The organism is Gordonia pseudamarae, assembly GCF_025273675.1.
Classification (GTDB): domain Bacteria; phylum Actinomycetota; class Actinomycetes; order Mycobacteriales; family Mycobacteriaceae; genus Gordonia; species Gordonia pseudamarae.
In genome coordinates this window covers 3,893,167-3,906,395 of record NZ_CP045809.1, presented here as the reverse complement: position 1 = coordinate 3,906,395, position 13,229 = coordinate 3,893,167, and the positions used below count along the sequence as shown (strand labels likewise).

Annotated in this window: 1 pseudogene; it reads left to right on the top strand. The window is 68.6% G+C overall.

Going from position 1 to position 13,229, the window contains the following annotated elements:
- Positions 1-151: 151 nt before the first annotated feature.
- A pseudogene (locus GII31_RS17220) lies at positions 152-13,180 on the top strand (amino acid adenylation domain-containing protein); the annotation flags it as partial.
- Between the last annotated feature and the right edge of the window lie 49 nt (positions 13,181-13,229).

The window sequence follows — 13,229 nt, the reverse complement described above, 5'->3', positions numbered from 1 at the left end:
GCGGTGAGGGCATCGCGTGGCGTGGTGACACGCCTGGCGATGCCCCCACGGCGACGTTGCCCACCGCCGACCAGCAGGTACCCGGGTACGACACCCGGAGACACCGGGTACGTCGTGACCAGCCGGCAACCAGGACAAGGGGCAGTAACACGTGGCTGAATTCATTCAGGCAGCTACAGGTTCGGAGCGGATCGCACTCGCGTTCGGCGGCCGGGCAGTGGGCTACCAGGAATTTTCGGCCCGCGTGGCGGTTCTGGCCCGTGACCTGATCTTGCGTGGCGTGGGCCCCGACGTCGCCGTCGCCGTCAGTATCGATCGTTCGGTCGAACTGCTGGTGGCCATCCACGCCGTCGTCGCCGCCGGCGGCCACTACGTGCCGCTCGACCCCGAGGCGCCCGCCGATCGCGTCGAGTACATGCTGCGGACCTCGGGTGCCCGGATCGTGCTCGTGGCCGGGGACACGGAACCTCACGGTGTTTCGAGGCTTGTCGCTGACGCTCCTCACACCTCAACCGGCAATAGCTCGCCGGTTGAGGTGCCGCGAGCGCAGGCGAGTGGCGTCGAAACCTCGCACGGCGACAGCGTCCGCACCGTTGTCGTCGACTGCTCGGGCGAGGTGGACCTGTCCACGCCGCCGGTCACCGACGGTGAACGCCTGGCGCCGGTACGTCCGGAGACGGCCCTGTACACACTGTTCACCTCCGGCTCGACCGGTCGCCCCAAGGGCGTGACCGTGTCGCACGAGGCGGTGGTGAACCGCCTCGAATGGATGCGTCTGTGGTACAGCCTCACCGCTGACCACATTTTTCTGCAGAAGACCCCCACCACCTTCGACGTGTCGGTGTGGGAGTTGTTCCTGCCGCTGCGCGTCGGCGCCGGTCTGGTCATCGCCGAACCGGGCCGGCACGGCGACGCCCAGTACCTTGCCGACACCATCGCCGCCCACCAGGTCGGTGTCGTCCACTTCGTTCCGTCGATGCTGTCGGCGTTCGTCGACGCGCTGGGCGGGCAGGTTGCGCGGCTCGACTCGTTGCGATTCGTGTTCACCTCCGGTGAGGCCCTCACCGGGGGTCCGGCGAACGCCCTGCTGTCGGCGTTGCCGTCGCTGCGGCTGGTCAACCTGTACGGCCCCACCGAAGCAGCCGTCGACGTCACCGCATACGAGGTGCGGCAGGGCGACCGGACCATCCCCATCGGTGGACCCGTGCCCAACACCTCGACGATGATCCTGGACCGCCTGCTCCAGGTGGTTCCCGCCGGTGTTCCGGGTGAGCTGTACCTCGGCGGCGTGCAGTTGGCCCGCGGCTACGCCGCCCGCGCGGACCTGACCGCGGAACGATTCGTCGCCGACCCCTTCGGCGAGCCGGGCAACCGGCTGTACCGCACCGGCGACCTGGTCCGCTGGAACTCCGGCGGCGATATCGAATACCTCGGCCGTACCGACTTCCAGGTCAAGCTGCGCGGGCAGCGTCTCGAACTCGGCGAGGTCGAGGCGGTCCTGGCATCGGCGCCCGGCGTGGTGCACGCGGCCGCCGGGGTCACCCGGCTGGCGGGCGGCGATCACCTCGTCGGCTACCTGTCTCCGGCCGACGTCGACATCGAGGCCGTCAAGAAGGCGATCGCCCAGATCCTGCCCGAATACATGCGGCCCACCCTGTGGGTTCCGCTCGACGAGATGCCGTTGGGTTCCTCCGGCAAAGTCAACCGCCGGCTGCTACCGGCACCCGAACTGGAATCGCACGAGTACGTGGCCCCGGCCAATGAGGCCGAGACGGCGGTGGCCGCGGTCTTCGAAGAGCTGCTCGGCGAGGGGCCGGTCTCGGTCACCGCCTCGTTCTTCGACCTCGGCGGCAATTCGCTCGGCGCCACCCGGCTGGCCGCCCGCGCGGGTGCCGTACTCGGTGTCGAGGTGTCGGTGCGGGAGGTGTTCGACGCGCCGTCGGTGCGGGAGCTGATCGCGGCGGTCGCCGGTAACGCCGTCGCCCTGGCGCCGATCGTCGCCGTCGACCCGCGCCCGGACCGGATCCCGTTGTCGTTCGCGCAGCAGCGCATGTGGTTCATCAACCAGTTCGACAAATCCAACGCCACCTACAACATCCCGGCAGTCCTGCGGGTGACCGGCCCGCTCGATGTCGACGCGCTGCGCGATGCCGTCGTCGACGTGGTGGCCCGCCACGAGGTGCTGCGTACCACCTTCCCGTCGTCGGACGGTGTGCCGTATCAGCGCATCGGCAAGGTGTCGACGATCGGCGCCAAACTCGACTGGGACATCGTCGAGGACCTGTCCGAACTCGAAGAGGCCGTGGGGGAGGGTTTCGACGTCACCCGGCAGTGGTCCCTGCGGGTGCGGGTTCTGGAAGTGGGTCCGGAGGAGAACGTGTTGGCGGTGGTGGCACACCACATCGCCGTCGACGGTGAGTCGATGCTGCCGTTGCTGATGGATCTGGTGACCGCCTACACCGCGCGGGCCGCCGGCGACGAACCCCATTTCGCCCCGCTCCCAGTGCAATTCGCCGATTTCGCGATCTGGCAGCACGAGGTTCTCGGCTCGCCGGACGATGCGGAGTCGGTGATCGGCAAGCAGCTCGCCCACTGGCGTGAAGCGCTCGCCGGAGCCCCCGATGTCCTGGAGTTGCCCGCCGACCGGCCGCGGCCGAGAATCGCCTCGCACCGTGGCGCCTCCACCGACTTAGAGATTCCCGCAGCTATCGGCAAACGTATCGAGGTACTCGCCGGACAGTCCGGTGCGACCCCGTTCATGGTGGTGCACGCGGCACTTGCCGTGCTGTTGTCCCGGTTGAGCGGCACCGACGACATCACGGTCTCCACTCCGGCAGCCGGCCGTGGACAGGCCGTCCTCGACCCGTTGATCGGCATGTTCGTCAACACCCTGGTTCTGCGTGCGCGGGTCGATCCGGCGACGTCGTTCGCCGCGCTGATCGAGCAGGTACGCGGCACCGATCTCGATGCATTCGCCCATGCCGACGTGCCCTTCGAGTCGGTCGTCGAGGCCGTGGACCCGGTTCGCTCCGAAGCGTTCTCGCCACTGGCGCAGGTGACCCTGTCGTTCGATCCGGCGGCCTCGGCCGGTGACGCGGCCGTGTCGGTGGCCGGGATCGGTTTCGAGCCCGTCGCCTCACCCGTCGTTCCCGCGCACACCGACCTGTCGGTGGTGGTGCATTCGGGTCCCGCCGACACGCCGTGGTCGTTGTCGCTGCTGTACGCCACCGACCTGTTCGACGAGTCGACGGCGCATACGATCGGGGAACGATTCGTCCGGCTTCTGGACGGGCTGACCGCCGATCCCGGTGTGGCCGTGGGCGATGCGATTCTGCTCGATACCGCCGACGAGCGTGCGGCACTCGCCGCGGCCGAGGGTGAGCCGTTGAGCGTGGGGTTCGCGACCGTCGCCGACATGGTGGCCGCGCAGGTCCGTGCGCGTGGCGACGGGGCCGCGCTCATCTTCGGTGAGCGCAGTGTCTCATACGCCGAGTTCGGGGCCAGGGTCACTACCTTTGCCCGGGAACTCATCTCGTCGGGTGTCGGTCCGGAGTCCGCGGTCGGCGTCATGATCGACCGCAGTGTCGAGATGTTCGTGGCCATTCACGCCGTCATCGCCGCAGGCGGCCAGTACGTGCCCATCGACACCGAGGCGCCCGCCGACCGTGTGCAGTACATGATCGACACCGCCGGGGTGGAACTGCTGCTGGTCGCCGACACGGAGAGTCCGGTGGTTTCGAGGCTCGTTCCTCACACCTCAACCGGCAAGGGGCAGAACCCCTCTCCACGTGATGAGGACGATTCGACCCCCTCGCCGGTTGAGGTGCGAGGAGCGCAAGCGACGAGCCCCGAAACCTCGCGAGCCGGCACCATCCGCACTGTCGTCATCGACTGCTCCGGCGATATCGACCTGTCAGCAGCCCCGATCACCGACGCCGAACGGATCACCCGGCTGCGGCCGGAATCGGCGATCTACACACTGTTCACCTCCGGCTCCACCGGTCGCCCCAAGGGTGTGACCCTCGACCACGCGGCGCTGGTGAACGTCCTCACCTGGTTCGACGCAGCCGGACAGGGCGCCGGTGAGGTGGCGCTGGCCAAGACTCCGTATACCTTCGACGCCTCCGGTCTGGAGTTGCTGGCGCCGTTGACAATGGGTGCGGCGGTGGTGATCGCCGCACCGGGCGGGCACCGCGACCTGGCCTACCTGTTGGGTCTGATCGAGACGCACGGAGTGTCGATCCTGCAGTTCGTGCCGTCACTGCTGGCGGTGTTCCTGGAGGGAATGGAATCGGCGCCACGCGAACTGCCCGCGCTCAAACGTATCTGGGCCGGAGGCGAGGCGCTGCCCGCCTCGGTGGTCGCCAAGGCCGCACGGCTGTTGCCCGATGTGGTGGTGGTGAACAAGTACGGACCGACCGAGGCCGCGATCGACGTGACCGCGCGGCCGATGGCCGGCGACGAGACAACCGTACCGATCGGCGCCCCGGGTGCGAATTGCTCGATGCTGGTGCTCGATTCGCGACTGCGGCCGGTGGCCGACGGGGTACCGGGCGAACTGTATCTGGGCGGGGTGCAGATCGCCCGTGCCTACGCCTCGCAGCCGGGGCTGACCGCCGAACGTTTCGTTGCCCATCCCGTAGCGCCGGGTGAACGTCTCTACCGCACCGGAGATCTCGCCAAACGGAATCGCGCCGGTGAGATCGAGTACCTGGGCCGCACCGACTTTCAGGTCAAGCTGCGCGGCCAGCGACTCGAGCTCGGCGAGATCGAGGCAGTCCTGGCGGCGTCACCGGGCGTGGTGCACACGGCCGCGACGGTTGCCGCCTCCGACACCGGTGCCGAATTCCTGGTGGGCTACCTGGCGCCTGCCACGGTCGACCTGGATGCGGTGAAGGCCGCCGCCGCAGCGGCATTGCCCGCCTACATGGTGCCCACGGTGTGGGTTCTGCTGGAGACCGTGCCGTTCAACTCGTCGGGCAAACTCGACCGGCGTGCGCTGCCCTCGCCTGATCTGCAGACCGCCGCGGCCGAGTACGTGGCGCCCGACACCGACACCGAGCGCACACTGGCCGCGGTGTACGCGGACCTGCTCGGCCTGACCCGGGTGGGCGTCACCGAGTCCTTCTTCGATCTCGGTGGCAACTCGCTGGCCGCGATGCGTCTGGCCGCCCGGGCCGGAGAGGCGCTCGGCGTGGAGGTCTCGGTGCGCGACATTTTCGATACCCCCACCGTTCGCGGCCTCGCCGCCGCCGTCGTGGGAAACCAGGTGGCGCTGGCCCCGATCGTGGCCGTCACCGATCGTCCCAAGCGCATCCCGTTGTCGTTCGCGCAGCAGCGCATGTGGTTCATCAACCAGATGAATACCGATTCGGCCGTGTACAACCAGCCGACGGTGCTGAAACTCTCCGGCGACCTCGATATCGACGCTCTGCACGCCGCGCTCGTAGATGTTGTTGCCCGGCATGAGGTTTTGCGCACCACATTCCCGGCGGCCGACGGCGTGCCCTATCAGAAGATCGGCCGCGCCTCCACGATCGGCGCCAAACTCGACTGGGACGTCACCGATGAGCCTGCCGAGTTCGCCGAGGCCATCGGCGCCGGATTCGACGTCACCAAGCAGTGGCCGATCCGGGTACGGGTACTCGAACTGGACGATACCGACGACTACGTGCTCGGCGTGGTCACCCACCACATTGCCTCCGACGGTGAATCGCGCACCCCGCTGATCACCGATATGGTGACCGCCTACAGCGCGCACGCCGCCGACCGCACCCCCGAATTCTCCCCGCTGGAGGTACAGTTCGCCGACTACGCGATCTGGCAGCATGAGGTTCTCGGCTCGCCGGACGACCCGGAATCGGTGGTCGGCCGCCAGCTCGAGTACTGGCGCGGTCAGCTCGCCGGCCTGCCCGACGTGGTGGACCTGCCCGCCGACCGGCCGCGGCCGTCGACTGCCAGTGGTCGGGGGGCCGCCCTGGGCTTCGAGATCTCGGCCGACACCGGAAGCCGCCTCGTCGAGTATGCGGCGCAGGTCGGTGCCACCCCGTTCATGGTGGTGCACAGCGCACTGGCGGTGCTGCTGGCCCGGTTGTCGGCCGGCGACGACATCGCGATCGGTACACCGGTCGCCGGCCGTGGTCAGCGTGTCCTGGACCCGCTGATCGGTATGTTCGTCAACACGCTCATCCTGCGCACCCACGTCGACGGATCGCTGTCGTTCGGCGACTTCGTCCGCAACACACGGGCCGTCGACCTCGACGCCGTCGCCAACGCCGACGTGCCGTTCGAGACGGTCGCCGACGCCGCGGGTGCGGTGCGTTCGCAGGCGTTCTCACCGTTCTCGCAGGTGTGGCTGAGCCTGAACAGGGCCGTGCTCCCCGAACTTGCCGACGTCGACACCGCCACCGGAGAGGTTGCCGGGCTGACGGTCTCGGGCGTCGGAACCGACGAGGTGCCGGCCAAGGTCGACCTGCTCGTCGGCATCGGTCAGACCGACACCGGACCATGGCATTCGTCGATGGTCTACGCGACCGATCTGTTCGACGAGGCAACCGTGCAGGTGTTCGCCGACCAGTTGCTCGCGATCATCGACGCCGTGCTCGACAATCCCGATATCGCCGTCGGCGACATCGAGTTGGGCTCGGGGGTGAGCGGGTTGACCAGGCAGCGACCGTCGGTCGCCGCACCGGCACCGGTCACCAGGCAGATCGTGGACGCCGACTACGTTCTCACCGGCGGTCGGGGTGTCGATCCGGTGGTGCTCGGTGACCTGTTCGCCCGTGCCGCCGAGAAGTGGGGCCCACGGCAGGCGGTGATCGACGGCTCCGGTGCCACGCTCAGCTATACCCAACTCGATGAGCGGTCGAATCGTCTGGCGCGCTGGCTGATCGGTCGCGGAGTCGGCGCCGAGGACCTGGTGGCGATCTCGATGCGCCGTTCGGTGGAACTGCTCGTCACCATCGCTGCGGTCGCCAAGACCGGTGCCGGTTATGTGCCCGTCGACCCCGATTACCCCGCCGACCGCCGTCAGGCGTTCATCGCGGATTCGGCGGCGTCGCTGTGTCTGACGATCATCGCGGACGCGGACGCGGACGCGGACGGTTCCGGTGGCGCCACGGCGGACATCGAATACGTGCTGCTCGACGACCCGGCGGTGGAGGCCGAGGTCACCGCGCTCGACGGACGGCCGATCACCGACGACGACCGGCTGCGCCCGATTCGCCCGGACAACCTCGCTTACATCATCTTCACCTCCGGTTCGACGGGCCGCCCCAAGGGCGTGGCCGTGACCCACTGGGGTCTGGCCAACCTCGGCCGCGAACTGGTCGACCGGGCCAACGCGGACGAGTACTCGCGGATCCTCGGGTTCGCCTCGCCGAGCTTCGACGCCTCTGTGCTCGAATACATGATGGCGCTCACCGCCGGTGGTGCGCTCGTCTACCGTCCGGTCGACGCGGTCGGTGGAGATGTGTTGCAGGACTTCATGTCCCGGCAGGCGGTCTCCCACCTCTTCCTGACCCCGACTGTCCTGGCGACACTCGACCCGGCGACGCTGCCCGCGCTGCGGATGGTGTACGTCGGTGGCGAGGCCGTACCGCAGTCCCTCAAGGACGCCTGGGCGCCGTTCCGCCGGTTCCAGAACCTGTACGGTCCCACCGAAACAACCGTTGCCGTGACGATCTCGACACCTCTGTCGGTCGGCGCCCCGGTGGTGCTCGGTGATGCGTTCACCGGGACCGGACTGATGGTGCTGGACGGCCGGCTGCGTCCGGCGCCGACGGGTGCGGTGGGTGACCTGTACATCACCGGCTTCGGGATGGCGCGCGGGTACCTCGGCCGTGCGGCACTCACCGCGGGCGCGTTCGTGGCCAATCCGCACGGCAACCCCGGCGATCTGATGTACAAGACCGGCGACCTGGTGCGTGTGCGCCGAGGCGCCGACGGCGCGACCGAACTTGAATACGCCGGGCGTTCGGACGACCAGGTGAAGCTGCGGGGACTGCGCATCGAACTCGGCGAGATCGAGTCCGTGCTCACCGGGCACCCGTCGGTTCATTCGGCGGTCGTGGTCGGTGTGGGCGGGTCGGTGGCCACCGCGCTCGCCGCGTACGTTGTTGCCGACAAGGGCGCCGAGATCGACGTAGACGAGTTGAGAGCCGCTGCCGGACAGCATCTTCCCGACTACATGATCCCGGCCTCGATCATGGTGCTCGACGAGTTCCCGCGCACCCCGATCGGCAAACTCGACAAGAGCGCGCTCCCCGAACCCGTCATCGAGGCGGGGGAGTACGTCGCACCGCAGACCCCACGGGAAGAGGCCGTCGCCGCGGCGTTCGCCGAGATTCTCGGTGTGGACGAGCTGTCGGTGACCACCTCGTTCTTCGAAGCGGGCGGAAACTCGCTGTCGGCCACCAGGGTCGCGGCGCGGGCGTCGGCCGCCCTCGGCGTGGAGGTCACGCTGCGCGACGTGTTCGAGGCGCCGAGCGTGCGTGAGCTGATCGCCGCTGTCGCCGGGAACTCGACCGCGCTCGCACCGGTGACGGCCGTCGACCCGCGACCGGACCGGGTCCCGTTGTCGTTCGCGCAGCAGCGCATGTGGTTCCTCAACCGGTTCGATCCCGGCCTGTCGACGTACAACATTCCGGCGGTACTGCGTCTGTCCGGGTCGCTGGATGCGCAGGCGCTGCATGCGGCGGTCATCGACGTGGTCAGGCGCCATGAGGTGCTGCGCACCACGTTCCCGGCCGCCGACGGCGTCCCGTACCAGCTGATTGCGCCCATCGAATCGGTTGCCCCGCAGCTGGACTGGGCGATCGTCGACTCGCAGGCCGAGGTCGAGGCCGCCGTCACGAGCGGATTCGATCTCACCGCGCAGTGGCCGATCCGGTTCCGGTTGTGGCGGACCGGTGAGGACTTCGTGTTCGCGCTGGTTGCCCATCACATCGCCGCGGACGGTGAATCACTGGCACCGCTGGTCACCGACCTCGTCACCGCTTACGCGGCGCGCGCCGCCGGGCAGCAGCCACAGTTCACCGAACTCGAGGTGCAGTTCGCCGACTACGCCATCTGGCAGCACGAGGTGCTCGGCTCACCCGAGGACCCCGAATCGCCGGTCGGCCGTCAGCTCGCCTATTGGACAGAGCAACTCGCGGGCATGCCCGATCTACTGGAACTTCCCACAGACAGGCCCCGGCCGCCGGTGGCCAGTCAACGCGGCGCGGTCATGTCGGTACCGGTTCCCACCGAATTGTCCTCGGCCATTGAAGAACTCGCCACCGATGTCGATGTCACCCCGTTCATGGTCTTCCACGCGGCGCTCGCGGTCGTCCTGTCGCGGCTGTCCGGGGCCGACGATGTCGCGGTGGGTACCTCGGTGGCCGGCCGCGGGCAGGCGGCACTCGACCCGCTCATCGGCATGTTCGTGAACACGATCGTGCTGCGTACCCGGATCGACGGCGGCCGGTCGTTCCAGGATCTGCTCGCCCAGGTCCGGCAGACCGACATGGACGGCTACTCGCACGCCGAACTGCCGTTCGAGACGTTGGTGGAGGCGCTCAATCCGGTGCGTTCGGAGGCATTCGCACCGCTCGCACAGGTGCTGTTGTTCTTCAACAACGGTGCTCCCGCACGCCCGGTCGCCGTATCCGGCATCACCGTCAGCCCCGTCGAGGCACCGGCCGCGACTTCCCGGGTCGATCTGACCGTCGGCGTCGGCGCACCTCCCGGGGCACAGTGGGCCATCTCGCTCGAATACGCCACCGACCTGTTCGATGCCGCCACCGTCGACGCATTCGGCGCCCGGTTGCTGTCGCTGCTCACGCAGGTCACCGCCGACCCGGAGATCCTCGTCGGTGACTGCGACCTGCTGCTGTCCTCGGACACCGTCTCCGGCGACGTGGAGTGGGGTCCGGAGATGTCGGTGCCCGCCGGCACCGTGGCCGAGGCCGTCGCCGCGCAGATCGCCCGCACCCCCGACGCGGTCGCGTTGCGATTCGAGGACCGCGAGGTGACCTACCGCGAGTTCGGTGCCCGCGTCAACCGACTCGCCCGCGACCTGATCGCAGCCGGTGTCGGACCGGAATCGGCCGTGGCGGTATGTATTCCGCGTTCGGTAGAGATGATGGTGGCCATTCATGCGGTAATCGCCGCCGGTGGCCACTATGTGCCGATCGCCGTCGACGCCCCCGCGGACCGGGTGCAGTACATGTTCGACACCGCAGGTGTCGAGATCGCGGTGGTCTCGGACGTGTCATCAACCCCGCGAGCCGAGGGGGTTCATACCATCGTCGTGGACTGCTCGGGATACTGCGACCTGTCCGAACCGCCGGTCTCCGACCCCGATCGCCGGGCCCGGCTGACCCCGGACCACGCGGTGTACACGCTGTTCACGTCGGGCTCCACGGGCCGGCCCAAGGGTGTGACCCTGACCCACGAGGCCGTCGTCAATCGCCTGTGGTGGGGTCTGGACGAATTGCCGATCGACTCCGGCGACACGGTGATCCAGAAGACCCCGTACACCTTCGACTGCTCGGTGCCCGAACTGCTGGCCCCGCTGATGGTGGGCGCGAAGCTGGTGGTGCTGCGCGACGGAGGCCACCTCGAGCCGCTGTACGTGGCCGACGTGATCGAACAGTCGCGGGCTACCATGGTGCATTTCGTGCCGTCGATGCTGTCGGTGTTCCTCGACCTGGTGGGCACCGAACGGCTGGCCGCGATGTCGTCGATCCGGATCATCTCCACCACCGGTGAGGCATTGCCGCCGGGTGTGGCCGCGCAGGTGCGTGAAGCGTTGCCGCACATCCTGTTCTACAATCTGTACGGCCCCACCGAAGCCGCCGTCGAGATCACCTACGAGAAGATCGAAACGGTTTCCGCCGGCGACCTGTCGGTGCCGATCGGTGTGCCCGTATGGAATTCGTCGGCGGTGATCCTTGACGCCCGCCTGCATCGGGTGCCCGACGGTGTGCCCGGCGAGCTGTACCTGGGCGGTGTGCAACTGGCCCGCGGCTACGCCTCGCGGGGCGACCTCACCGCCGACCGGTTTATCGCCGACCCGTACGGTGCGCCCGGTGCGCGGCTGTACCGCACCGGCGATCTGGTGCGCCGGTCGCCGGACGGGAGCATCGACTACCTGGGCCGCACCGACTTCCAGGTGAAGTTGCGTGGCCAGCGCATCGAACTCGGTGAGATCGAATCGGTCCTGGCGTCGGCTCCCGGTGTGGTGCACGCGGCCGCGACCGTCGCCGACGGTCCGGGCGGTTCTCAGCATCTGGTCGGCTATCTGGCCGGCCGGCCGGGTCAGCGGCCCGATGTGGACGCGGTCACCGAGGCGGCACGACGTGCGCTGCCCGTGTACATGGTGCCGAGCGTGTGGATGGTGCTCGACGACATCGCGCTCAACTCCGCGGGCAAACTTGATCGTAAAGCGTTGCCGGAACCTGATTTCGCCTCGGTCGAAGCGGAGTTCGAGGTGCCGGTCAACGCCGCCGAGGAGGCGGTCGCCGCGGCGTTCGCCGACGTGCTCGGTGTGGACAAGGTGTCGGTGACCGGTTCCTTCTTCGATCTCGGCGGCAACTCGCTGTCGGCGATGCGGCTGGCCGCCCGCGCCGGTGACGCTCTGGGCGTGGACATCTCGGTGCGGGACATCTTCGAGTCGCCCACCGTACGCGGACTGGTCGTGGTGTCGTCCGGCCTGGGAGTCGCGTCGACCCCGATCACCGCCGTCGATCCGCGGCCGCAGCGGATTCCGCTGTCGTTCGCGCAGCAGCGGATGTGGTTCATCAACCAGTTCGATCCGGCCCAGCCCACCTACAACATCCCCGCGATCCTGCGGCTGCGCGGCGATCTCGACGTGCCCGTGTTGCGCTCGGCCGTCATCGATGTGGTTGCCCGCCAGGAGATCCTGCGGACCAGCTTCCCATCGGAGGACGGCTCCCCGTATCAGCTGATCGGCGACATGGCCGAGTTCGACAGCCGGGGTGTGTGGCGCACCGTCGACACCGACGAAGAGGTGCTCGCCGCCGCCGCAACCGGATTCGACGTCACCCGGGAATGGCCGCTGCGGGTGGCCCTGCGCGGCGGTGACGGCGACTACCTGCTCGCGGTGGTCGTCCACCACATCGGCGCCGACGCCGAATCACTGGCACCGCTGGTCACCGACATCATCACCGCCTACACCGCCAGGCTCGCCGGGCAGGAACCGCGGTGGGAGGCACCGACAGTGCAGTTCGCCGACTACGCGATCTGGCAGCACGAGGTGCTCGGCTCCGCCGACGACGCGTCATCGGTGGTCGGCCGCCAGCTCGACTACTGGCGCGAGCACCTCGCGGGCCTGCCGGACGTGCTTGAACTACCGGCCGACCGGCCGCGCCCGCCGGTCGCCTCCCATGTCGGCGCACGAGTGACCGCCGAGATCCCGGGACCGGTTGCCCAGCGCGTCGACGCTCTGGCACGCGACCTGGGCGCCTCGCCGTTCATGGTGGTCCACGCCGCACTGGCGGTTCTGCTGGCCCGGCTGTCGGCGACCGACGACATCGCCATCGCCACACCCATCAGCGGCCGGGCGCAGGAAGTGCTGTCGCCGCTGATCGGGATGTTCGTCAACACGTTGGTGTTGCGCAGCGCCGTCGACCCCGATCAGCCGTTCACCGCGTTGCTCGAGCGCACCCGCACCGACGACCTCGACGGATTCGCGCACGCCGACATCCCGTTCGAAACCCTCGTCGAGGCGCTCGATCCGGTGCGCAGCGAGGCATTCTCGCCGCTCGCCCAGGTGATGCTGAACTTCAACCCGGGTGCGTCGATCGCCGATGCCGAGGTGAGCATCGCGGGTCTGGAGGTGTCACCGGTGGCCGCGCCCGTGGTGCCCGCACAACTGGATCTGACGGTGGTGGTATCGCAGGCGGCATCCGGCGAGGGCTGGCCGGTATCGGTGCTCTACGCCACCGAGCTGTTCGACGAGAGCACGATCGCCGCGTTCTGCCGGCGGTTCGTCGCCGTGATCGACGCGCTCACCGCCGACCCGACGCTGGCCGTCGGCGACGCACCGCTGCTGATCGGTGCCGAACACGACCAGGTGGCGGCCTGGTCGGGCGGACCGGTGCGGTCCGCACCTGAACGCAGCGCCGTGGACTGGCCGGCCGAACGGCTCGGCGGTACATCGGACGCGGTCCGATGACCGGCACCCGAACAAGTGACGACCATTCGACGATTTTCAAAGGGGCATG